Annotated in this window: 24 protein-coding genes and 1 tRNA gene; 3 read left to right on the top strand and 22 right to left on the bottom strand. The window is 64.1% G+C overall.

All coding sequences use genetic code 11. The annotated features are described in order from the left end of the window. The 3 genes from CK218_RS09560 to rsfS all read right to left on the bottom strand — a co-directional run bounded on the left by CK218_RS09560 (position 1) and on the right by rsfS (position 2,404). A complete protein-coding gene (locus CK218_RS09560; RefSeq protein WP_095827511.1) occupies positions 1 to 1,335 on the bottom strand; it encodes a murein hydrolase activator EnvC in 1,335 nt (444 codons plus the stop codon). A gap of 147 nt (positions 1,336 to 1,482) precedes the next feature. Continuing rightward, positions 1,483 to 1,965 carry a 23S rRNA (pseudouridine(1915)-N(3))-methyltransferase RlmH gene (rlmH, locus tag CK218_RS09555; protein WP_067001603.1) on the bottom strand — a complete coding sequence of 161 codons (483 nt, stop codon included), beginning with the start codon at positions 1,963 to 1,965 and terminating at the stop codon, positions 1,483 to 1,485. A 61-nt stretch (positions 1,966 to 2,026) separates the two neighbouring features. After that, entirely contained in the window at positions 2,027 to 2,404 is a 378-nt protein-coding gene (gene rsfS, locus CK218_RS09550) for a ribosome silencing factor (protein WP_059189846.1), read from the bottom strand. Positions 2,405 to 2,645: 241 nt separating this feature from the next. On the opposite strand from rsfS, the gene CK218_RS09545 reads away from it, so the two are divergent. Continuing rightward, positions 2,646 to 3,497, top strand: coding sequence for a mechanosensitive ion channel domain-containing protein (locus CK218_RS09545; protein WP_095827510.1), 852 nt, complete (start codon positions 2,646 to 2,648; stop codon positions 3,495 to 3,497). 5 nt (positions 3,498 to 3,502) lie between these two features. On the opposite strand, the gene CK218_RS09540 is transcribed toward CK218_RS09545, so the two are convergent. From CK218_RS09540 to obgE, 5 genes are all read right to left on the bottom strand, one after another. Then, positions 3,503 to 4,780, bottom strand: a complete 1,278-nt coding sequence (locus CK218_RS09540; RefSeq protein WP_067001597.1) for an MFS transporter — start codon at positions 4,778 to 4,780, stop codon at positions 3,503 to 3,505. Between the two features lie 82 nt (positions 4,781 to 4,862). Beyond that, complete coding sequence (locus tag CK218_RS09535) at positions 4,863 to 5,450, bottom strand: nicotinate-nucleotide adenylyltransferase (RefSeq protein WP_095827509.1); 588 nt, start codon at positions 5,448 to 5,450, stop codon at positions 4,863 to 4,865. 249 nt (positions 5,451 to 5,699) lie between these two features. After that, positions 5,700 to 6,986 carry a glutamate-5-semialdehyde dehydrogenase gene (locus CK218_RS09525; protein ID WP_095827507.1) on the bottom strand — a complete coding sequence of 429 codons (1,287 nt, stop codon included), beginning with the start codon at positions 6,984 to 6,986 and terminating at the stop codon, positions 5,700 to 5,702. Between the two features lie 18 nt (positions 6,987 to 7,004). Further along, positions 7,005 to 8,162: a glutamate 5-kinase gene (gene proB, locus CK218_RS09520; protein WP_095778058.1), complete on the bottom strand. Its 1,158-nt coding sequence runs from the start codon at positions 8,160 to 8,162 to the stop codon at positions 7,005 to 7,007. Continuing rightward, a complete protein-coding gene (gene obgE / locus CK218_RS09515; protein ID WP_067001582.1) occupies positions 8,159 to 9,196 on the bottom strand; it encodes a GTPase ObgE in 1,038 nt (345 codons plus the stop codon). Before obgE ends, proB begins: the two co-directional genes overlap by 4 nt. Before the next feature lie 148 nt (positions 9,197 to 9,344). Here obgE and CK218_RS09510 point away from each other — a divergent pair, with 148 nt between their 5' ends. Then, on the top strand, positions 9,345 to 10,208 hold the full coding sequence (locus CK218_RS09510) for an endonuclease/exonuclease/phosphatase family protein (RefSeq protein ID WP_067319561.1): 864 nt from the start codon (positions 9,345 to 9,347) through the stop codon (positions 10,206 to 10,208). 163 nt (positions 10,209 to 10,371) lie between these two features. Here the strand turns inward: CK218_RS09510 and CK218_RS09505 are convergent, their stop codons facing one another. The 3 genes from CK218_RS09505 to rplU all read right to left on the bottom strand — a co-directional run bounded on the left by CK218_RS09505 (position 10,372) and on the right by rplU (position 12,171). After that, positions 10,372 to 10,959, bottom strand: coding sequence for a GNAT family protein (locus CK218_RS09505; protein ID WP_067001577.1), 588 nt, complete (start codon positions 10,957 to 10,959; stop codon positions 10,372 to 10,374). A gap of 125 nt (positions 10,960 to 11,084) precedes the next feature. Beyond that, entirely contained in the window at positions 11,085 to 11,354 is a 270-nt protein-coding gene (gene rpmA, locus CK218_RS09500) for a 50S ribosomal protein L27 (RefSeq protein ID WP_040991608.1), read from the bottom strand. Between the two features lie 100 nt (positions 11,355 to 11,454). Beyond that, on the bottom strand, positions 11,455 to 12,171 hold the full coding sequence (gene rplU / locus CK218_RS09495; protein WP_067001574.1) for a 50S ribosomal protein L21: 717 nt from the start codon (positions 12,169 to 12,171) through the stop codon (positions 11,455 to 11,457). Between the two features lie 319 nt (positions 12,172 to 12,490). Here rplU and CK218_RS09490 point away from each other — a divergent pair. Beyond that, positions 12,491 to 12,580, top strand: a tRNA-Ser gene (locus CK218_RS09490). A gap of 280 nt (positions 12,581 to 12,860) precedes the next feature. Here the strand turns inward: CK218_RS09490 and CK218_RS09485 are convergent. The 11 genes from CK218_RS09485 to kduD form a co-directional block, all read right to left on the bottom strand. Continuing rightward, entirely contained in the window at positions 12,861 to 13,490 is a 630-nt protein-coding gene (locus CK218_RS09485; protein WP_095778056.1) for a methyltransferase domain-containing protein, read from the bottom strand. A gap of 185 nt (positions 13,491 to 13,675) precedes the next feature. Beyond that, complete coding sequence (locus CK218_RS09480) at positions 13,676 to 14,578, bottom strand: AraC family transcriptional regulator ligand-binding domain-containing protein (RefSeq protein ID WP_348628716.1); 903 nt, start codon at positions 14,576 to 14,578, stop codon at positions 13,676 to 13,678. 6 nt (positions 14,579 to 14,584) lie between these two features. Beyond that, a complete protein-coding gene (locus tag CK218_RS31460; RefSeq protein ID WP_348628715.1) occupies positions 14,585 to 14,716 on the bottom strand; it encodes a hypothetical protein in 132 nt (43 codons plus the stop codon). Between the two features lie 64 nt (positions 14,717 to 14,780). Then, positions 14,781 to 15,611, bottom strand: a complete 831-nt coding sequence (locus CK218_RS09475; protein ID WP_095827506.1) for an oxidoreductase — start codon at positions 15,609 to 15,611, stop codon at positions 14,781 to 14,783. 224 nt (positions 15,612 to 15,835) lie between these two features. Beyond that, positions 15,836 to 16,300: a DUF2147 domain-containing protein gene (locus CK218_RS09470; protein WP_095782620.1), complete on the bottom strand. Its 465-nt coding sequence runs from the start codon at positions 16,298 to 16,300 to the stop codon at positions 15,836 to 15,838. A gap of 273 nt (positions 16,301 to 16,573) precedes the next feature. Continuing rightward, on the bottom strand, positions 16,574 to 17,434 hold the full coding sequence (locus CK218_RS09465; protein WP_179294456.1) for a sulfotransferase: 861 nt from the start codon (positions 17,432 to 17,434) through the stop codon (positions 16,574 to 16,576). 243 nt (positions 17,435 to 17,677) lie between these two features. Further along, on the bottom strand, positions 17,678 to 19,543 hold the full coding sequence (gene recQ / locus CK218_RS09460) for a DNA helicase RecQ (protein WP_245434955.1): 1,866 nt from the start codon (positions 19,541 to 19,543) through the stop codon (positions 17,678 to 17,680). A gap of 218 nt (positions 19,544 to 19,761) precedes the next feature. Beyond that, positions 19,762 to 20,721, bottom strand: a complete 960-nt coding sequence (locus CK218_RS09455) for a hypothetical protein (RefSeq protein ID WP_095827503.1) — start codon at positions 20,719 to 20,721, stop codon at positions 19,762 to 19,764. Continuing rightward, positions 20,718 to 21,665, bottom strand: coding sequence for a sulfotransferase (locus CK218_RS09450; protein ID WP_245418661.1), 948 nt, complete (start codon positions 21,663 to 21,665; stop codon positions 20,718 to 20,720). The genes CK218_RS09455 and CK218_RS09450 overlap by 4 nt, the downstream gene beginning before the upstream one ends. Positions 21,666 to 21,698: 33 nt before the next feature. Continuing rightward, a complete protein-coding gene (locus CK218_RS09445; RefSeq protein ID WP_067001548.1) occupies positions 21,699 to 22,028 on the bottom strand; it encodes a cupin domain-containing protein in 330 nt (109 codons plus the stop codon). A 32-nt stretch (positions 22,029 to 22,060) separates the two neighbouring features. Next, a complete protein-coding gene (gene kduD, locus CK218_RS09440) occupies positions 22,061 to 22,828 on the bottom strand; it encodes a 2-dehydro-3-deoxy-D-gluconate 5-dehydrogenase KduD (RefSeq protein ID WP_095827501.1) in 768 nt (255 codons plus the stop codon). Between the last annotated feature and the right edge of the window lie 93 nt (positions 22,829 to 22,921).

Below are 22,921 nucleotides of genomic sequence, written 5' to 3'. Positions count from 1 at the left end.
TCACGTCCTTCCAGAAAATCGGTCCGCCCACCAGGGGTTCGGATCGACGGGTTTTCCATCCTTGCGGAACTCAACATAGAGTTCCGGCGTCGCATTTCCATTCTGCGAGGCCGAGGTGCTTGCCACCCGGGCCTCTCCCATCGCGCCGATCGGCTCTCCTGCGAGCACCGACTGTCCGGTCGCGACGCTGATTCTGCTCATCCCCGCCAGGACGACATGATACCCGTCGCCCGCATTGAGGATCAAGAGTTGACCATAGGAGCGAAACGGCCCCGCATAAAGAACGTTTCCATCCGCCGGCGCGGTGACGATGGCCCCCGATTGTGTCGCAACCATGTCTCCCTGCATCATTGCGCCATTGCCGTCGTCGGTGCCGAAGCGCCGTTTGATCTTGCCGATGACCGGCAGCGCGATCTGGCCCTGGAGCGCCGCGAACGGGGCGGAAGCGGTTAAACGATTGCCCTCCGGCACCGGCGACGCGGCGGGTTCCGCCGTCGATGCGGTCGTGTCGGCGTCCGCCGATTTCCGATCGGCCGCCTTGGCCTGGTCGGCCGCCTTGCGCGCCTTGTCGGCCTCGAGCGAGGCGATGAGGTCCTTGAGGCTGCTGGCCTTGTCCGCCAGCTGCTGCGAGCGCTGCCGCTCTGCTGCCAGGGCCGCTTCGGTATCGGCCTGCAGCTTCTGCTTGGCCTCGAGCAGCATGGTCAGTCGTTTCTTTTCCGCCGTCTGCTCGGTGACGGCAGCGGTAAGCCGCCCGCGTTCGGCCTCGATCGAGGCCGTCACCCGGGTCTGTTCCTTGAGATCGGCGAGCAGCCTGTCGGTCTGCTGGCGCAATTCCGGCACCACGGCGCCGAGCAGGATGGCGCTGCGCACCGACGACAACGCGTCCTCCGGCTTGACCAGGATCGCCGGTGGCGGATTGAGCCCCATGCGCTGCAGCGCGCCGAGCACCTCGGCGAGCACGTCGCGCCGCGCCACCAGCGAAGCGTGCAGCTTCTCTTGCTCGGCCTTCAGTCCTTCCAGTTTGGCGCCGATGTCCTCGATGTCCTGGCCGAGCTTCTGCTCGGTCATCGCCGACTGGATCAGCGCCGCACTGATCGAGGCATGGTCTTTCTTGACCGTCGCGACGTCGGCGGCAAGCTTGGCCAGCCGCTCGGAGGACAAGGAGATTTCCTTGGAGACCTGCTCGTATTCGACCCGGCTCTTGTCGGGGTCCGGCGGGACATCGAGCGAATTTTCCGCGGCCATAGCCGGCCCGAGCGCGATCAGCGCGGCGACAAGTGTCAAGCCGCAGCGGCTGCGCCAGGCGCGCGTTCTCGAATTCCAGCCTTCAGACATCAGGCCTCGACTCTATCCGCCGCTTCGTTAACGAACCATCAACCATGTTGGAGCACCCGCAACAACCGTGATGTCGGTTCATTGAGGCGGAAATCGGTGCAAGCGGACGTGATCCCCAGCTTTCGGGGTCACAGCGCGAACGATGACTCACGAGCGGTGATAGGGATGCCCGGCAAGGATGGTGGCGATGCGATAGAGCTGTTCGCCGAGCATGACGCGCACCAGCTGATGCGGCCAGGTCAGCGCTCCGAACGACAACACCAGATCGGCCTCTTCGCGCAAGGATTTGTGATGGCCGTCCGCGCCGCCGATCGCGATGACCAGCGCCTTGCGGCCGCTGTCGCGCAACTGGCCGATGCGGGCCGCCAGGTCCTCCGAGGACAGCGCCTTGCCGCGTTCGTCGAGCAGGAACAGCACGTTGCCTTGCTGCAGCTGACCCTGCAGCTTCTGGCCCTCCTCGCGGCGACGTTCGTCGGCGCTCTGGCCGCGGCTCTCGGATGTCTCGACAATGCCGGCAAATTCCAGCCCGACCGCGGGCCCGCTCTTGGCGAAGCGCTCGAAATAGCGGTCGGCGAGCTCTCTCTCGGGGCCGGTCTTCATCCGGCCCACGGCATGAACGGTGATCTTCATCCTCGCCTCGGCGAGCTCTCGATCGGCGCCGGACCGGAACGGTCACGGCCCGCGATACGGCTCAGTGCAAGGTTTCTTCCTCGAGATCCGGCGCCTGCCACATCTTTTCGAGATTGTAGAATTCGCGGACTTCGGGACGGAAGACATGGACGATGATGTCGCCGGAATCGATCAGGACCCAGTCGGCGCTGGCCAGCCCTTCGACGCGCGCCATGCCGAGACCGGCATCCTTGAGCGCCTTGAGGAGATGGTCGGCGACCGCCGAGACATGGCGGTGCGATCGGCCCGATGCGACGACCATATAGTCGCCGAGGCTCGATTTACCCTGGATGTCGATTGAGACGATGTTTTCGGCCTTGGAGTCTTCCAGACTGGCAAGGACTGTCTTGATGGCGAGGGAGGCAGCATCGCTTCCGCTGATCCCGGCCGGCGAAGGCACGATATCGGCCTTCTTCCGCAGTGCTGTTCTCAGTGTGTTTCCTTTCCCAATAAGAACAACCAAATCACCCGGCAAATCAGGTGACCCTGCTTAGATAGGCAGAGTTCCATTGCAGTTTCAAGACGGGCGCGCTCTCAGGGCGGCCTCGGCAGGCCGGACAGGCCCTCGGAAGGCTGAAAAGAGCGGAACCCCTGCGCGCCGCATGGGTTATCGGCACACCGGACAAAGGGGATTCCCAACCATGCCAATCGACCCGCAGAGCGCCCTCATCACGATTCAAGCCGGGCTTGCGCAGCTCAGCTCGCTGATAGTCTCCTATTCCTTCTCGGCAATCGGTGCTGTGATCCTTCTGGTTGTCGGCTACCTCGTTGCCGGCCTTGCCGAGCGATCGATCTATGCCGGGCTCGGTCATATTCACGGCTTTGACGAGACGCTGCGCCACTTCTTCTCCCAGGTCGTCCGCTACGGCATCCTGATCCTGGTCGTTATCATGGTGCTCGGCCAGTTTGGCGTGCAGACGGCTTCGATCATCGCCGCGATCGGCGCTGCCGGTCTGGCGATCGGCCTTGCACTGCAAGGTACGCTGCAGAACATCGCCGCCGGCATCATGCTGCTTGCGCTGAGGCCCTTCCGCATCGGCGAATATGTGGAGGTCGGTGCGATCGCCGGCATAATCGAGGAGATCGGCCTGTTCGCGACCAAGCTGCGCACTGTCGAAGGTATCTACATCCTGGCGCCCAACCAAACGCTGTGGAACCAGCCGGTGCGTAATTTCACCCGCAACGGCGTCAGACGCACCGATATCAGCTTGAGCATCGGTTCATGGAACGACATCGACCGCGGGCAGAAGACGCTGCTTGCCATCGCCAATGCCGAGAAGCGCATCCGGCGCGAGCCGGCGCCGATCGCCTTCATCGCAGGGCTTGGCGAGAGCACGGTTTCACTGACCCTGCGCTACTGGACTTCAGCGGCCGACTATTTCGCCACCCAGATCGACTTGACCAAACGCGCCAAGCTGGCCTTCGACAACGAGGGCATTTCGATCCCCCTGCCGCCGCCCGAGATACCGTCCCAGGAAGTCCGCAAGCAATAATCTCGTCAGTCCTTGGCCGGCTTTGCCGGCTCCTCCGGCGCGAAGGCGAGCTCCACCGGCAGGGGCGTCTGCGCCGACATCGGCGCGAAGCTGCCGGTTGCGGCAGCAGGCATAGGTCGCGCCGCAAACACCCGCCACAGCACGAACAGGCAGAACGCGGAAGCGATGGCGATGCCGACATAGATGAAGGTCCCGGTGCCGAAGACGGCGGAAAGCGCCGTCACGATGCCGGGTACGATGAAGCCGGACAGCGACCAGGCAAAGAGCAGCGAACTCGACAGCGCCAGCAGCTCTTCCTTCCTGGCGCGGTCGGCGGCGTGGGCGCTGGACAGCGAATAGATCGATTCCGATGCACCGTCCCAGATCAGGTAGATCGCCACCAGGGCCATCAGCGCCCCGCCGTCGAAGGCGATGGCGAGCAGGCTCGCCGCCACCGCCAGCGCTGCCGTGCCCGCCAGCACATAGCGGCGGTCGGTACGGTCGGAGAGCCAGCCGAGCGGTATCTGCAGGATCAGCGTGCCGACCGGCATCGCCGACAAGAGCAGCGCCACCTCTGCCTGGCTGTAACCCTTGGCGGTGGCGTGGATCGGCGCAAAACCGGAAATGATCATCGACAGGCCGCCCACCGCCAGCATGCCGACGACGCCGACTGGCGAGATCCTCCACGCTTGGCCGAGCGCCACCGAAGCGGCCTGCGGCGCGGGCGGCTGGGCAAGCCGCGTCATGCCCACCGGCAGGATGGACAACGCGGTGAAGGCGATGCCGATCAGCGGCGCCGCCGCCGTCTGGATGTCGATCGCGGCGAGAGTCGCATAACCGACGCCCAATCCGGCGATATAGGCGACGTAGAACACCGCCATCACCCGGCCACGTATGGCGTTCGGCAGGGCGTCGTTGAGCCAGCTCTGCGCGACGATGAAGAGGCCGCATATGGCGAAGCCGTAGAGCGCCCGCGCCGCGATCCACAGCAGCGGCATCGGTCCGGCGCCGATCGCCACGTTGGAGAGCGCGATCAGCGCCGAAAGCACCATGAACGCGCGGGCATGGCCGACCCGGCGCACCAAGGGTCCGGTCAGGATGCAGCCGGCGAGCCCGCCGGCCGAAAGGCCGGTGACGATCAGTCCGGCCCAGGTCGGATCGAAACCATCGGCGCCGAGCCGCACCGGAATGAAGGCGAACATCAGCCCGTTGCCGATCGCGATCAGCGCCATCGACACGATGACGCTGGCAATGGCAATCAGCGGCGCCGATTGTCCGGGATCGGTTTGGGTCTGCTTCAGCATGCCCTCGCAGCTTGGCTGATCGGAATGCGAAAGGCCGCCGTAAAAGCGACATCGCTCGGCCCCTTGTGGAAGAAGGGTGGCCTCAGCCCTTCGCCGCCTTGCGGATTGCGGTGGAGGAAAGCGAAGAGCGCGGGCCGTGGATGAAGGTCCAGGCCGGCGCTCGCATGCGGGCAAGCAGCGGGGCGTCGCCTTCGTCGACGCGGGCATAGTCGAAGGTCTTGGCGACGACCGAGGACAGGAAGGAGAGCGTGGCGCCCGGTCGGTCGATGACGGCGATCGGGAAGGTCAGCACGATCTCGCGCCAGCGCTGCCAGCGATGGAAGTCGCGTAAGGAATCCGCACCCATGATCCAGACGAAGTCGACGCCCGGATTGCGCGCCTTGACCAGCGCCAGCGTGTCGGCGGTGTAGCGGACATGCTGCGCCGCCTCGAAGGCGGTGACCTTGATCTTCGGATTCCTGGCGATCCTTTCGGACAGCACGATGCGCTCGGCGAGCGGCGCCAGCTCGCGCGCGCTTTTCAGCGGATTGCCGGGCGTCACGATCCACCAGAGCTGGTCGAGGGCCAGCCTTCTCAGCGCAATCTCGGCGACCAGCGCGTGGCCCGCATGCGGCGGGTTGAACGAGCCGCCGAACAGGCCGACGGCCAGCCCTTTGCCGGCATGCGGCATGTGGAGATAGGGCGCGGGGACGGGCTGCTCGGGCTGGGAAAGCATGACGCTAGGCACCCCCCTCTGCCCTGCCGGGCATCTCCCCCGCAACGGGGAAGATTGGCAGCTCCTTCGCAGCCGCAAATCTTGCAGTGTTGGCGACTGGCGAAACCGGGAAAATCAGCTGATCTCCCCCCTTGCGGGGGAGATGGCCGGCAGGCCGGAGGGAGGTGCCTAGGCGCAAGCTTCAGCCTCTTGGGGCAAGCGACATCAAGGCCTCACTTGCCCCGACCCGCGCACGCGGTACTTGAACGAGGTCAGCTGCTCGACGCCGACCGGTCCGCGCGCATGCATCTTGCCGGTGGCGATGCCGATCTCGGCGCCCATGCCGAACTCGCCGCCGTCGGCGAACTGTGTCGAGGCATTGTGCAACAAAATCGCCGAGTCGATCTCGCTGAAGAATGTTTCGACCGATTGCGCATCCTCGGCGACGATCGCCTCGGTGTGATGCGAGGAGAAGGTCTCGATATGCTCGATCGCGCCGGCCACGCCATCGACCAGCTTCACCGCGATGATCGCGTCGAGATATTCCGTCACCCAGTCGGCGTCGGTCGCCGGGCTGGCGTCGGCAAAGGCTTTCATCACCTCGGCGTCGGCATGGACCTCACAGCCGGCGGCGCGCAGGGCCTCCAGGATCGGCACCAGATGCGTGGACGCGACCGCACGGTCGACGAGCAGCGTCTCGGCGGCGCCGCACACGCCGGTGCGCCGCATCTTGGCGTTGACGGCGATCTGGACCGCAATGTCGAGCTTCGCCGAGCGATCGACATAGAGATGGCAGATGCCTTCGAGATGGGCAAAGACCGGCACGCGCGCCTCGGTCTGCACGCGCCCGACCAGGCTCTTGCCGCCGCGGGGGATGATGACGTCGAGATTGCCGGCTAGGCCCTTGAGCATCTCGCCGACCGCGGCGCGGTCGGTGGTCGGCACCAATTGGATGGCGTCTTGCGGCAGGCCGGCTGCCTTCAGCCCTTCGACCATGCAGGCATGGATAGCCGACGACGAATTGATCGAATCCGAGCCGCCGCGCAGGATCACGGGATTGCCGGCTTTCAGGCAGAGCGCGCCCGCATCGGCCGTCACGTTCGGTCGGCTTTCATAGATGACGCCGATGACGCCGAGCGGCGTGCGCACGCGCTCGATATGGAGGCCGTTCGGCCGGTCCCATTCGGCAATCACCTCGCCGACCGGATCCTTGAGCGCCGCGATCTCGCGAATGCCGTCGGCCATCGCCTTGATACGTGAGGGGTTGAGTTTCAGCCGGTCCATGAAGGAACCGGACAGCCCGGCTTCCTCGCCGTTCGACATATCGATGGCGTTGGCCTCTAGGATCGCCTGCTCGTTGCGCAGGATGGCGTCGGCCATCGCGGCCAAGGCGTCGTTCTTGGCCTTGGTCGATGCGACGGCCAACGGTCGGGCAGCGGCGCGGGCGCGGGGGCCGATATCGGCCATCAGCGTCACCGTATCTTCCCCGGATTTGTCATGCAGCTTCAGCATGGTTCATCCTCCGCTGGGTCATTCGTCGGCCAAAACTTGGTCGTCGGCCAATACTTGATCACTGGATCGACTTACCACAAGGTCGTCGCGATGGATCATCGCCGAGCGCGCCTCGTAGCCGAGCACATTTTCGATCTCGGCCGTCTTCAAACCCGCGATCCTTACGGCATCGGCGGCATCATAGGCAACCAGCCCGCGCGCGATCTCGCGGCCCTCGGGCGACAGGATCGCCACCGTGTCGCCGCGCGAGAAATTGCCGCTGACGAGCTTGACGCCGGCCGGCAGCAGCGACTTGCCCGATTTCAGCGCGCCGACAGCGCCGGCATCGACGGTGAGCCTCCCGGCCGGCTCCAACTGTCCCGCGATCCAGGTCTTGTAGCCCTTCACCGGGTTGGCGCTGGGCTTGAAGAAAGTGGCGCGTTCGCCGCGCTCGATCGCCATCAGCGGCGACAGGCGCGTGCCGGCGGTGATGATCATCGCCGTGCCGGCGGCGTTGGCGATCTTGCCCGCGTCGAGTTTCGTCCGCATGCCGCCGCGCGAGAGTTCCGAAGCGGCGGCGCCCGCCATCGCCTCGATGTCCGGCGTGATGCGCTCGACCACCGGAATGAACTTGGCTTGCGGGTCCTTGGCCGGCGGCGCCGTATAGAGCCCGTCGATGTCGGAAAGCAGCACCAGAAGATCGGCGCCCATCATCGTCGCCACCCGCGCCGCCAGCCGGTCGTTGTCGCCATAACGGATTTCGGAGGTCGCGACCGTGTCATTCTCGTTGATGACCGGCACCGCCTTCATCTTGAGCAAGGTCGAGATCGTGGCGCGGGCGTTAAGGTAGCGGCGGCGCTCCTCGGTATCGCCAAGGGTCAACAGAATCTGCCCGGATTTGAGCCCGTCCCTGCCCAGCGCATCCGACCAGGCGCCCGCAAGCGCGATCTGGCCGACGGCGGCCGCTGCCTGGCTTTCCTCGAGCTTCAGCGCGCGTTTGCCGAGCCCGAGAATGGTGCGGCCGAGCGCGATGGCGCCCGAGGAGACGACGAGCACCTCCGCGCCGGCATTGGCGAGCACCGCGATGTCTGCGGCTAAAGAGGTCAGCCAATCGCGCTTCAGGCCGGTCGCGCGGTCGACGAGCAGCGCCGAGCCGATCTTCACGGTTATGCGCCGGTATGCTTTCAGCGATTTCATGGGTTTTGCCGCCAGCGCGTATCGACTGGAGCGGGAACGGCATCGCGTGCCTCGGCGACCACCGCCATCAGCGCGCGCTGCACAGCCTCGACGCCTTCGCCGGTGACGGCTGACAACAGCATCGGCGCGCGGCCGGCGGCGCGTTTCAGCGAGGCAGCCTTCTTCTTGCGCGCGTCCGCGTCGAGGATGTCGACCTGGCTGAGGGCGATGATCTCAGGCTTGTCGGCCAGCCCATGGCCATAGGCTTCGAGCTCGGCGCGCACGGTCTTGTAGGCCTTGCCGGGATTTTCCTCCTGCGCCGAGACGAGATGGAGCAGGACGCGCGTGCGCTCGACATGGCCGAGGAAGCGGTCGCCGATGCCGACGCCCTCATGCGCGCCCTCGATCAGGCCGGGGATGTCGGCCAGCACGAACTCGCGGCCGTCAATGCGGGCGACGCCGAGGCCCGGATAGAGCGTGGTGAAGGGATAGTCGGCGATCTTCGGCTTGGCGGCGGTGACGGCCGCAAGGAAGGTCGACTTGCCGGCGTTGGGCAGGCCGACAAGGCCGGCATCGGCGATCAGCTTGAGCCGCAGCCAGATGCTCAACTCCTCGCCCGGCTGGCCGGGATTGGCGCGGCGCGGCGCCTGGTTGGTCGAGGTCTTGAAATGCTGGTTGCCGAAGCCGCCATTGCCGCCCTTGGCGAGCAGAAAGCGTTGGCCGACCTCGGTCAAATCGCAGATCAGCGTCTCATTGTCCTCGGCGAATACCTGGGTGCCGGCCGGCACTTTCAGCGTCGCGTCGGCGCCCTTGGCGCCCGTCATGTTGCGGCCCATGCCGTGCATGCCGGTCTTGGCCTTGAAATGCTGCTGGTAGCGGTAGTCGATCAGTGTGTTCAAGCCATCGACGGCTTCGACCCAGACATCGCCGCCGCGGCCACCGTCGCCGCCGTCCGGACCGCCGAACTCGATGAATTTCTCGCGGCGGAACGACATCGATCCGGCACCACCGTCGCCGGACCGGATGTAAACTCGGGCTTGGTCGAGGAATTTCATCGGATTTTCAGGTTTCTGCTATTGCGCTTGCGGGATTGCTCTAAACCAAGGTGGAGCCAAGGGCGAGGCCCGTTTGCAACTAAAGCGCCGGATGCACTTTAGCCAGGGGCGCGGTAGCACTGTTCGCGGGCGAGACCGGGAGGCGCGAATGAAGCTTGTCACCTACAACATCCAGTATGGCATCGGCCTCGACGGCAAATACGATGTCGGCCGCATCGCCGACGCGGTGCGCGGCGCCGATGTCATCGCCCTGCAGGAAGTCACCCGCAACAACCCGCGCAACGGCGACCGCGACATGGTGGCCGAGATCGGCGAGGCGCTGCCGGACTATTTTGTCGCCTATGCCAGCAATTTCGAGGTCAATATCGGCTCGCGCCTGGATGCCGGCCGCGCCGTCACCCGCACCTTCCAGCTCGGCAACATGGTGCTGTCGAAGACGCCCATTCATCTGTCGCGTAATCTCCTTCTGCCGCGCAGCCGCAGCCTGGAGCGGATGAACTTCCAGCGCGGCGCGCTGGAGGCGCTGATCGAGACGCCGCTCGGTTTCATCCGCTTCTACTCCACCCATCTCGACCACCGCAGCCCCGTCGAGCGTCAGAGCCAGATCCGTTTCCTGCGCCAGCGCCTGCTCAACTACGCGCTGGAAGGCGGCGGCCTTTCCGGCATTCCCGAAATCGGCCTGCCGGACCTGCCCTATCCGGAAGCCTTCATCGTCATGGGCGACTTCAACATGCTGCCTGGATCGCCCGAATATGTCGAACTCGCCGGACGCCCGGACCATGAATTCGGCATGCCGCTCACCGCCGATCTCGCCGTCGATGTCGCCCAGCGCCTGGACGTTTCCGGCCTCTTCACCTGGATCGACCCCAATCGACCCAACGATGCGGGCCGCCACAAATGCATCGACTACGTCTTCACCAGCGCTTCGCTCGCCGGCTCGCTGAAGCGCCTGTGGGCCGACCGGCAGGCGCGCGGATCGGACCACCTGCCGGTCTGGGTCGAATTGGGCTGAGTCGTCTTTGAGCGCCGACGCCTAGGCGTGTTGCTATTCAGGTCAGGCTGAGCCGAAAATGACGGCTTCCGAGAACCGGAGCGGAGCGTACTGAAAGTACGCGAGCACCGGAAGCGCAGGAAACCGTCATTTGCGGGCCGGCCTCACCTGAATTTCAACATGCCTAGAAGTGCACCCAGTTGCGCAGGCTCGTCCAGGTCTTGCGGTCCAGCCGGTAGCGCTCGACCGGCACCTGGCCGGCGACGATCGAGTTCAGCATGCCCTGGCCGGCATACTGAAAGCCGCACTTGTGGATGACGCGGCGCGATGCCGGATTGATGACCCTGGTCGAGGCATGCAGCACCTGGATCGAGGTCTTCTGGAAGGCAAGGTCGACCAGCGCGTGCGCCGCCTCGGTCGCATAGCCGCGCTTCCAGTAAGGCTCGCCGATCCAGTAGCCCAGCTCCAGCCCGCGATCGGTGGTATTCAACCCCGCGCAGCCGACGAAAGTGCCGGTTCCGGCGAGCGTCAGCGCATAGGCGATGCCGGCGCGGCGCGACGAGGCCATGGCGAGGAAGGCGCGGGCCTCGGCTTCGCCGTAAGGATGCGGCATGCGGGCCAGCATTTCGGCGACGTGACGGTTGTCGGCCAGAGCGACGAGTTGCGCGAGATCGCTCTCGCGCGGAGCGCGCATGACCAGGCGCTCGGTGGCGAGCACCGGGCAATCGATCGCGTAACTTTCGTCTTCGGTGTCTTCCGCTTCGGCAACCATTTTAGTCCTCCAGGGCAAAGAAAAATGAAAAAGGAGAGATGGAAGCCCATCTCTCCTGATCCTTTTCCTGGCCTGGCCAGACACCGGTTCCCGAGATGGGCGCCGGTGTTATGGTGCGGAACCGGCTACTCCGCTGCTTTGGTGATCGGGTTTACCGAGACGTAGGTTCGGCCGTTGGCTTTTTTGTTGAAGGTGACTGCGCCGGCTTCGAGCGCAAAAAGGGTGTGGTCGGTGCCCATGCCAACGTTGGTGCCCGGATGCCATTGCGTGCCGCGCTGACGAATGATGATGTTGCCGGCGACGACGGCTTCGCCACCGAACTTCTTCACGCCGAGACGCTTGGAGTGCGAATCGCGACCGTTGCGCGACGAACCGCCAGCTTTCTTGTGTGCCATCTAACTAACTCCGATGCGCCCTGAGGCGCTTGAATGGTCTTATGAACGCGTTCGCGTTCCGTTTCAAGTCCGTACCGGCGACGATTGTCGCCGGCCGTCCTTACTTCTTTTTCGCCAGCTCCTTGGCCTGCTCGCGCCAGTCCTTGATCTGGTCGGCGCTGAACGGCATGTGCTCGTCGATCTTGGCGACATCCTTCTCGGTCAGCTTGGCCAGCTGTGCGAAGGTGACGATGCCCTGCTCGGCGAGGTCCTTCGCCGCGACGGGACCGATGCCCTTGATCACGGTCAAATCGTCCGGCTCGCCCTTCGGTGCCTTGAACAGTGGCGCGGCCTTGGCCTCTTCGCTGGCGGGAGCTTCCTTGGGGGCGGCCTCTGCCTTGGCTTCCTTCTTGGCCTTGGCCTCCTTCGGAGCGGCTTCGGCCTTCGCCTCGGCGGCGACGTCTGCCTTGGCTTCGGGCGCCTTGGCCTCAGCCTTGGCGGTGGCCTTCTTCGACGGCTTGGCGCCGCCCAGCAGGATCTCGGAGATCCGGACGGTGGTCAGAAGCTGGCGGTGGCCGATCTTGCGGCGCGAATTCTGGCGGCGGCGCTTCTTGAAAGCGATGACGGTGCGGTTCTTGCCCTGCTCGACGACTTCCGCCGTGACCAGAGCGCCATCGACGAACGGCGCGCCGAAGGTGACATTCTCACCCTCGCCATGCGCGAGAACAGTGCCGATCTCGACGATCTCGCCGACCTTGGCTTCGACTTTCTCGATCTTGAGCAGATCGTTGGCGGCGACGCGATACTGCTTGCCGCCCGTTTTGATGACTGCGAACATTTTTTGCCTTTCGCTGTTCGGTCGGCCTCGATGAACCGCTTCAGGCGGTTCGGCCGTCTTTTTGTCAGTCTGCGGGTTCAAAAAACAAGCGGCGCGGAGAAGCCCCACGCCGAATGCGGGCTGTCCCTAACCGAAGGTCGCAAGGAAGTCAAGGCAAGCGGCCCCTGCTCCTGGAGCATGCCGCGGGGCGCGCGCCGGTCCGTCGCCTCGCCGACGCTTTTTTCAACAAGCGGGAAATCGGTCGACCAGGGCCTTGTAACTGCGGCGGTCAGCCGTTATCTAGTGCGCCGCGCCGGCAAACGGCCGACCATGACCTCGCGGAGAGGTGGCAGAGTGGTCGAATGCACCGCACTCGAAATGCGGCATACTCGCAAGGGTATCGGGGGTTCGAATCCCTCCCTCTCCGCCACGACCTCCAACAACTATCTGAAACTCAGAACGGCGGCATTGCGGCCCTTAGCGACTTCTGCCCCGGTTAAACTGAACACGATGCGGAAGGGCACTAAGGCCGCGCGGGCTCTCCCGATGCAGCCTGGACGCGTAGACCGACCCCTCCCCCGGGCCTGCCCCGCCGGGCAGCTCGGGAGGCTTTCCGGGTCGGCTACAAAAGGCGTCGTTTTTCGAATCTTTGACGAAATGGACAAACGGATTCGGTTGACCGTTTTTCAGGGCCGATGGGCGACAAGCACTCAACTTGCAACGGCCGAAACCCCTTTAGGCTGCTCCGTAGCTTTGCGCCCCTGGGGCCGATCCCAAGTCCTGAGCCGCGAAATCTTGTAGACTGCGGCTGGCGGCACGTTCTGCAATGTCCGGCCTATGCGCGTGGCACGCAATTCCAATCCCTCCAGAATGGGACGCGGCACGGGACAGCGTGGACCATAGGTAAACTGATAGAAAGCGCCTCCGGGCCGCAGCAGTGAAAAGGCGCCACCCAGGATCGCGATGACCTTGTGGTCAGGCATGCTCAGAAGCGGTAGGCCGCTGATGACGGCTCCGGCTGCCCCTCTTTGAAGCGAGATGTCTCCGATGGCAGCCGCGTCCATCTGCAATACCCGCACCCGAGGAAAACGGGACTGGAGATGCTGTGCGAACTCCGCCCCGTACTCAACCAAGGTCAAGTCTTCCGGCCGCACGCCGCGCTCCAGCAGCCGCGAGGTGAAAACACCGGTGCCGGGTCCAAGTTCGACTACCAGCCCGGTCTCCGCGGTTATATCCTGCGTCATGATCCTCGCAAGCGCCTTGCCAGAAGGCGCGACTGCTGCCACGCGGAGCGGAGCGCTCAGCCAGGTTCTGAAGAACATCCAAAAATCGTGGCGCATCTTGCACACCTTTGGAAGCCGGAGCTTCGCTCACGTCGATGAATCCCTAGGCGGGTGTTAGCACTGGCGAAAAGGATGCTGATTAGCGCCAGGCGCCATTCGACTCGTGACTCGCGCCAATCCAAGCAAGTCGACATCACAGATGGGACAAATGCCTCCGGCCGTAGACCGCCAATTATCTCAGGCTAGTGCAAGCTGGTGCCACCAGGTCCCGACGCTCGACCCATATTCAGTTCGCGCCACCTATTAGGGGTAGTGCCTTCCCAGTCGCGGAAGGCACGATAGAATGAACTCGTGTCCTGGTAGCCGAGCAGGCAAGCGACCTCGTTGATGTCGGCAGAGGCATCGGCCAGAAGCTGGCGGCCCAGCTCGTGTCTTGCTTCCACCAGGAGTTCACGAAAGGTGGTGCCTTCCTCGGTGATACGGCGTTGCAGCGTTCGTTCGCTGAGGCCGAGATCGGTTGCAATGCCGGACAGTTCCGGCCGGCCGCTGGCCAGGTTCCTTTTCAGGACCATCTTCACCTGCTCGCGGATCGAACTGAGCGCCTGGAGTTCACCCAGGGCGGATGCAAGCGCCGGCGTGAGAATTTCCAAAAGCTCTGGATTGTGTCCCGGAAACGGACGGTTCAGATCGCTGCTTTTCAAGATCAGCACGTCACGCGGCGCGCCGTAGCGGATGGGACAGGAAAAGTAAGAGCTGAGAACGTCGCTGTTGGGATCGGCACGGGTGAGTTCGACCAGGACAGGCGCCAGGTTCTGCCCGGTTCCGCGCCGGCCCAGTTCGAGCAGAAACGCGAACGTAATGTCGACGGCAATGGCCGGCTCCGGCTCCGTCGCATAGAACCACTCGCTCGTGATCGCCACCTCGCCCCTTGTTTCGGAGATATGCAGTTGTTCGGGCGTGCAGAGTCTCTTGAACCTGGCGATCCTCGACAATCCGTCGCGGTAATCCCGCGCGTGGAATGCGGCCAAAGTAGACGGCGGATGGACGGCGGTATCGGCACTCTTGACCAACCTGATGCCGACGCCGGGGTCGGAGGTGAGTTCTTCCAGGGCCTTGAAAATCGCGAAGTACTGGTGCGTCGTCACCAGACTTTATGGGTTCAAGTGCAGCGTCGCCGGCAGCCGCGCCTGCCTCAGCACGGCAGCGGCCGGAAGCCCGAGGCCTTCGATCGCCCGCCAGAACGCCTGCGGGACCTTGCATTTGTCAGCAGGAGCTGCGCCCATGACCTGTTCTCCTGTACTCCACATCGTCGATGGGCCGCCGCCAAGCGGCCCATCCCGGTCTTGTTTATCGCATTTGGCTCATGATGATCCGGTCGAACATGCGGTCGCCGAACCATTTGCGGATAGCGATCATAGGCTTGGCGTATTTGCCGGCAGCGTAACGGGTCTTAGGCTTGCGCGCCCGGACGGCCTCCGAAACCACATCGGCAATAACGCCCGGGTTGGTGCCGCGGCCGTGGCCATAGGTGTCCCGCGTTGTCTTGGCGACCGCTTGGGAAACCTTGGCATAGGCGCTGCTTGCCGACCGCTTGACCAGGCCATCGGCGACGACATCGCCAAAGCCCGTCTCGATCAGGCCCGGCTCGACGACGATGACCTTGATGCCGAAGGGGGCTAGCTCGAGCCTCAGGCTGTCCGACCAGCCCTCAAGCGCATGTTTGGTGGCATGGTACCACGCGCCGAGAAGCGTATAGATCTTGCCGCCCATCGAGGTGATGTTGACGATGGTTCCAGCGCCCTTCTTGCGCATGGCCGGCAGCAGGAGCTGGGTCAGCCGGGCGGGACCGAAAACATTGACCTCGAACTGGTAGCGAGCCTCATCGATCGTCACGTCTTCCACCGGCCCGTAAAGACCAAAACCGGCGTTGTTGACGAGAACGTCGACACCGCCGGACTGGGCGAGTATCGTTTCCACGGCGGCCTCGATGTCGGCATTCACTGAAATGTCCATGCGCACCGGAATCGCGCCAAGCTTGGCAAGATCGGCCATTTTGTCGACGGTGCGGGCGGCGACATAGACCTTAAAGCCGTCCTTGATCAGACGCCGGGCGATTTCCTTGCCCATGCCAGAGGATGCGCCAGTGACGAGCGCGGTTCTGTTTGCTTTCTTAGCCATTTGATTTGTGCCTTTCCTATTTTGATGTTGAATTCTGGGGCAAAAGGGGTCGGCACGCATTGGCGATCGCTGCCACGGTACTTGCAATTTCCGCCAACCTCTGGGCGGCAGCCGCCATGGCTCACGAGGGTGCGGCGACGGGCAGCGACAACCCAAGCTCCGACAAGTGCGGGAGTTGGGCGGCCCGTCATTTTGCGGGGCCAGCCAACTCCCATCCACTGCCGTCAGACGCGATGGAAGGTGCGCGTCTGGCCGAGGGCCGGAAGGCCGATGTAGCCCCTGAGGTTCATCTTGCCATTCTTGATGCGCACCTCGCAGTTGTAGGTGCGTCCCGAGGAGCCGTCATAGAGGGAGCCGCCCGTCCATGCGCCGTCATCCCAATGGAGGCCGGTGATGAAGATGGCATTCTTCATCGACCGCGAGCGCAGCGCCGGATTGGGGTTCTTGGTGTCCTTCTTGAACGTCACGCCGTCGGGCTCGACCAGTTGGTTGCCATAGAGGAGACGGGCTTGGAATTCGGAGCCGGTCTTGAACGTCTCGAGCTTCACGCTGCCGTCGTCCGCCTGCCAGGTGCCAATGATTGCATCAGACGACGCCTGCTGGGCGTGAGCCGCAGGCGCAGCGGACAGAAGTGTGGCGCCTACAAAAATGGCCAAGGCGCCGCGGCGGGAGAAATTGTTCAGATCCATCTATCTTTCCTTTGTGTGGGATTGGCGGTGCCGGCAGCCGGCACGGATCGGACGACCCGTTTGTCGACCGTTCGCGAGATCCAGTTTTCTCATCTTTGCGAGACTGGATGAGCGTAAGCTAAACCGGCGTTGCGCCTCGATCAGTCGCGGGCGGCGCCATTTTACTGACGCCTGGCGCCATATTCGGTGGAAGAACGCTTGCCGCTACCGTTCGCAGAGCCGGCGATCGCTCGTCGGCGCTGCGCGCTTGGCGAAGGAGCGCGACAGTCGCCCTCAGCAATATCCGAAAAAGGTCATCAGCTCCTGGGCCTCACCTGCCTCGAAACGCGAGGCGAATTCCGCAGGCAGCTTCGATCGCCAGCCGCCCCTGTAGTCGGTGATCGGTTGGTTGACCTGCGCCGAACGGCGAGCCGAATGCGCCGTGCGAACTCTTCTTGCCCTTCCCCAGACGACCGGATGCCGGTGATAGTCCAGGATGGCAGCATCGAAGGCCACACCCATGAAGCGGCATAGCCGTTCGATGGAGAGCGCAGGCGACTCGATAAAGTCCTCGTAGCGCCACAGCATGGCCCCGCCCCTCTCGACGCAGAGCATCGAGGCCCTGCTGTCGGCGACCCACCTTTGGAAAGCTCTGTCGAAATCGCCCTCGTAGCGCTGCCCGAGCGATGCCACGACATCGCGGCCGTCGCGCGTCACCACAATGAAACGGGCGTCCGGGATCGTCTCGCGTATCTGACGGGTGTAATGAATATGCCCGGGGGTTTTCTCGACCCAGACGCTCCGGCGCGAAATCGCCGCCTCAAGCAAAAGCAAGCTTAGCTTGGTCCATCTGGCGCCTTTGTCCGAGACGAAAGCGCTTGTCTCCCGCGGAACACTGAAGACATCCGGATGCGCAGCCAATATCCGGGCGAGCAAGGTCGACCCGGTATGACCGCAACCACAGATGAATATTGAGGCCCTCGGCTTTGGAATAAGCCGTACCACACCCTTGTTCACAATTCTTGTTCCCCCGGAAAGAACTTTATTCGAGCTGTTTGCCTCGAAGATTGCAACAGGAATGTTTCCACAGGAACGGCGCGGAACCACCGATCGGCGCCGTTCACATTTCAGCGGCTTACCTTCGGCGATGCGCAACGAGCGCCCGCAGGGCCGCGGCACCATCGCCCGAAAATGACCGGCCGAGCATGAGCGCCAGCGTGCACTCTGGTGCGCGAGGCGGCTTGCAGCCCTTGGACGCTGTGAGAACCATGGTCGGGGCCATCCAAGGCGCAACTTGAGAGCGGGCGTTGCGCGTCGGCTGCGGGCAATCATCGTTTGAATGCGTGATCCGGTTTGTAGGTTGGGCCGGACGAGCGTGATGCGCCGGCCGATTTTGCCTCAACCTGATCCGCCGGATTGATGCTCCGCAATCGCGCTCAAGAAGACCTCGCCGAATTCCTTGAGCTTGGCTTCGCCGACACCGTTCACCTCGGCGAAGGCAGCGAGGTCGCGCGGGCAGCGCTCGGCCATGTCGATCAGCGTGCGGTCGGAGAAAACGACATAGGCCGGGACCTGGCGTTCCTTCGCCAGGCGCAGCCGCAGCGCCTTGAGCGTGGCGAGCAGCGCGGTGTCCAGGTCTTCGGCGTCCGCCGCGGCCTGGGCCGAACGCGCCTTGTCGCGTAGGGAACGGTGCCGCGTCTCGACGCGATACTCGAAGGCGATCTCGCCGCGGCCGAGCGCGCGGCCGCTCTCGGAAATGGCAAGGCCGCCATAGCCGTCCGGGTCCGGCACCAGGTACCCGCCCGCCACAAGCTGGCGGATCAGCGACAGCCACGCGGGGCGCTTGTGCGCCGCGCCGGTGCCGAAGCTGGCAAGCCTTTGATGACCTCGGGCCAGCACTTTCTCGGTCTCGTGGCCGAGCAGGATGTCGACGATGTGCGAGGCCCCGAACCGCTCGCCGGTTTGCGCGACGGCCGAAAGGATGATGCGCGCCTCGATGCTGCCGTCCGCGCGCGGCGCCTGGCTGAGGCAGTTGTCACAATTGCCGCAAGGCGAGGCGCCTTCGCCGAAATAGCCAAGCAGGACCTGGCGCCGGCATTGCGCCGTCTCGCAATAGCCGATCAGCGTATCCAGTCGGCCATGTGAGCGCCGCTTGTGCTCCGGCGAGGCATCCTCGTCGTCGATGAACAGGCGGCGCGTGCGAATGTCGCCGAGGCCGTAGAGCATATGCGCCTCGGCCGGCCGCCCGTCGCGGCCGGCACGGCCGATCTCCTGGTAATAGGCCTCAAGACTCGCCGGCAGGTCGGTGTGGAAGACATAGGCAACGTCCGGCTTGTCGATGCCCATGCCGAAGGCGATGGTCGCCACCATGACCACACCGGACAGCGTCATGAAAGCGTTTTGGTTCGCGTCCCGCGCCTCCTTGCTCATGCCGGCATGGTAAGCGAGCGCGGTGACGCCGTTTCTTTCGAGGAAGGCCGCCATCTCCTCTGTCTTCCTGCGCGACAGGCAATAGACGATGCCGCTCTGCCCCGCATGGCGTTCGACGAAACGCAGCAGCTGGCGCTTGCTGTCCTGCTTCGGCTCGATGGCAAGCTTGATGTTCGGCCGGTCGAAGCCCAGCACCAGCGTGTCGACACGCTCGGCAAACAGCCGCGCCGAAATGTCGGTGCGCGTCGTTTCGTCCGCGGTCGCGGTCAGCGCGATGATCGGCACTTTCGGAAAGAGGTCGCGCAGCCGCGCAAGGTCCTCATATTCGCGCCGAAAGGATGGCCCCCATTGCGAGATGCAATGCGCCTCGTCGACGGCGATCAGCCGGATGTCGAGCCTGGCCAGCGCGTCGAGCATCCGCTCGGTCATCAGCCGCTCCGGCGCCAGATAGAGCAGATGCGTCTGGCCCGAGGCGACGCGGCGCCACGCCGCGACATTGGCATCGCGATCCAGCGAGGAGTTGATCGTATCGGCGGCGACGCCGGCGAGCCGCAGCGCTGCGACTTGGTCCTGCATCAGCGCCACCAGCGGCGAGACGACGATGGCGAGCCCGCCAAGGACCAGCGCCGGAACCTGGTAGCAGAGCGACTTGCCGGCGCCGGTCGGCATGACCGCCAGCACGTGGCGGCCGCACAGCAGCGCCTCTATCACGTCGGCCTGACCGGGTCGAAAATCGTCGAAGCCGAACACGTCCTTCAGCACGCGCCGCTTCGGATCGCGCCCCTCCGCCGCAATGCCCGCCACCGATTCCCGCTCCGCCATCGCGTTTTGCATTGAGAGTGATTCCCGGTTTCGGCTGAGGTCACGTTCTTAAGGCGCGGATCGCCCGAACGCCATCGCCACCCGTGCTGTCCGCCGTTTTTGCCTGCCGGCGCCGCCGTCTCTGCCGGAGGTGTCGGCTCCTCCCTGCGCCGCAACCCGGCGATACTGAGATGGCAGGGCAAGGCGGTCGGCAGTGTCCACTGAGCCGAGGTTAGCAAAGGCAGGGCGCGTTAGACTTCAAGCCGGCTCCATAGATCCGCAATCGATTTTCGCAGCCCGGCAGCCCGGAGTTCCCCCGGTCGGATTTCGGCCAGCGCGATGCCGCTCTCGCCCGCAATGGCATAGAGCAGCCAGGTCCGGCCATCCTCCTCGAAAATGGCCGGATCGCGCAGCCCGTTCTCCTTGCTTCTTGCCACGCCCGCCTTGCTGCGGCGAACCGGCAGGCCGGCGCCCTCGTAGTCGGTGCCGGGTCTCAGCAATTCGGTCCTGCCGCGCACGACCCAGCGCCGCCAGTCCTTGGAAAGGTCGATGCTGCCGTAAATCACGCGCTCCGGCGCGTCGCCCTTGCGCGTATAATAGACAATCAGCGAATCCCCGCTCTTCTGCACCGCCACATGCCGCGGCCGAACCCGGCTCGAGCCCGGCAGCACGACCGGCCCTTCCTCGAAGCCAGAAAGACCATCCATCGAACGGCGAAGCCTGATGCTGCCGGTGCCGAAAAGCCCATACCACCAGCCGTCGTGCCGAAATATCCGCGCATAGAACGGCCCTAGCGCCTGGGGACTGGGGTTGAAGCAAAGGCCGTCGACCGATGTCGCCGCAAAGGTCGTCTGCTCGCGGCCATGTCGCTCAGGGCCGTGAAAATACATGACGATGCGTCGGGTCTGCTCGTCGACATGCACGTCGGGAGAGGCGATGTGATCCCTCAGAAAAGGACACTCGCCAAGCGAAAGCACGCCGCCCGGGTGAACCCGCCAAGGGCCTTGCAGCGTATCTGAATAGGCTAGACGGATGTAGGTGCCGTTGTGATGCGCGAAATAGAGGTGATACGTTCCGAGCCGGCCGGTCGCCCAGGCCGGCATCCTCACCAGCGATGGGCCGTTTATGCTGGCTCCCTCATCGCCCGACAGCATATCGGGCGTAATCAAAGGTCCGCGCCGTTCGGCTGAAAGACCGAGCATCGACGTCATGCGTTTGCCCACTCCGGCATGTCATAGCCGAACTCGTCACAGAACCCTCTCAGCCGGGCGAGGAAGGCGGGGGGCAGGGCTTTGAGATAGGCAAGGTATTCCTCGTTCCGTTCCCACTTCTTGAGCGATGTTGCCCGTATCGGGTTACCGGCATCCTCGCTGAAGCGGATATGCGGCCTGAGGTCGAATGCTCGCGCGATCCTCTCCTGGACCTCGTCCGGCCGAGCGATCATGTCCTCGTAACGGACATAGACGATCGCGCGCTCCGGCTGCGCCTTTCTCAGCCGCAGCAAGGCCTCGTACTCGGCCAGCCAGCGTTCGGAGGTGACATGGAATCGGCGCTCCGCCCTGCTTTCCGGATGCGAGCTGGTGAGCACGTCGAAAGGATGGCGAACGCAGTAGATCAGGCCAATGGCGGCGGGCAATTTCGCCAGATGCATATGACCCCGATCCGTGCGCTTGACGACAAGGTTGGTTTCGGAGCGGTCCAACATATCCAGCTGGGTGTATTTCGCTTCGGCTCGATGGACGAAGGTGTCCTCGAAACACCCCATCAGGCGCTGGGTCAGCGTCGTTCCGCTGCGCGCGCAGCCGGCAATGAATATCTTCTTGTAAGGCGCCGAGCGCCCAGCAAACCAAAGCCGCCACAGCCGCTTCACATCCAGCGCCAAGCGCCGAACCTCTCTGATCGGCCGCCTGATGGCCTTGCGCAAAAAGGCTTCTGATTTTCGTGCGACGTCCATTTCCGACTTCCGCTCCCGCCGGCTTAGTTCATCCGTTGCCAAAGCTGCGGCGCGCCGTCTCTTTGGCCGATATGCCGGCAGAGTGCCAGTCCTCTTCGTTAAACCTATCTTCACCATGTTGCGGCACCGTTGTCGTCCTGCGGCAATGTTTGAGTACCGCGGCGGCGCCACCTGCGCCCAGGCAACAAACCCGCGCCTCACGGCGCGGGTTTTTCTTTGGCAACAGGAATATCGCTATAGGAAGTCGGCCCGATAAGGCGCAAAACTGTCGACCAGCCGCCCCGCTTCCAGCGCCCTGACGCCGTGCACCAGGTTGGACGGCACGATGAAGCTGCTTCCCGCTGCCAGGATCTCTGACTTGTCGTCGATGGTGACTTCGAAGCGGCCTTCGGCGACATAGCTTGCCTGGACGTGCGGATGCGAATGCAGCGCGCCGAGGCCGCCCTTGTTGAAGGCGAATTCGACCATCATCAGTTCGGCCGTGTGCACCAGCACGCGCCGTCTGTTGCCGTCGGGCGTCGGCTCCCAGGCTTTTTCGCCGGCATGTGAAAAGAGAGGCGTCATCGCTTAGCTTCCGTTCGAAATTGGCAGAATGGTCACCGCGCCAGCCAGCCGCCGTCCACCGGCATCACCGCGCCATGCATGTAGTCCGACGCGGGCGCGAGCAGGAAAACGGCCGCGTCGCCGATGTCGCCCGGCCGGCCCCAGCGCCCCGCGGGAATGCGTCCGAGGATGGCGGCGCTGCGGTCGGGGTCGGCGCGCAAGGCTTCGGTGTTGTTGGTTTCGATATAGCCCGGCGCGATGCCGTTGACGTTTATGCCTTTCGCCGCCCATTCGCAGGCGAGCAGCCTCGTGAGGCCAAGCACGCCATGTTTCGAAGCGGTGTAGGAGGCGACGCGGATGCCGCCCTGGAAGCTCAGCACCGAGCCTATGTTGACGATCTTGCCGCGCCGCCCGGGCTCGGCCAGCAAGCGTCTGGCAAAACTCTGGCAAAGCCGGAAGACCGTCTTCAAATTGATGTCCATCACCTCGTCCCAGTCGGCTTCGGTCAGATCGACCGCGTCGGCGCGTCGTATGATGCCGGCATTGTTGACCAAGCCGTCGAGCGGTCCCTTCTCGTCCCATATCCGATCGAGCATGACGGCAGCCGCGGCAGGATCGCCGAGATCGGCGGCCACGGTTTCGAACTGGCCACCAATGGCCGCGATCTTCTCCGCGGTTTCATCCATCGCCGAGCGCCCGACGCCGATGACGGCGCCGCCGGCGCGCGCGACCGACACTGCAATGCCTTGGCCGATGCCGGTGTTGGCGCCGGTGACGAGGATGCGTTTTCCCGCAAGGCTGAAGGCGAAAAGATCGCTCACTTGAGCTGGTCCATCGCCACTTGGTCGACGTCGATATAGTCGACATTGTCGCCAGCCATGGCCCAGATGAAAGCGCCGGTGTGTGTCTGGTCC

Origin of the sequence: Mesorhizobium sp. WSM3879 (genome assembly GCF_002294915.1) — a bacterium.
In the GTDB taxonomy this organism is placed as follows: domain Bacteria; phylum Pseudomonadota; class Alphaproteobacteria; order Rhizobiales; family Rhizobiaceae; genus Mesorhizobium.
Note: the sequence above shows the minus strand (reverse complement) of the source record. Positions and strands in the feature narration are given on the sequence as shown.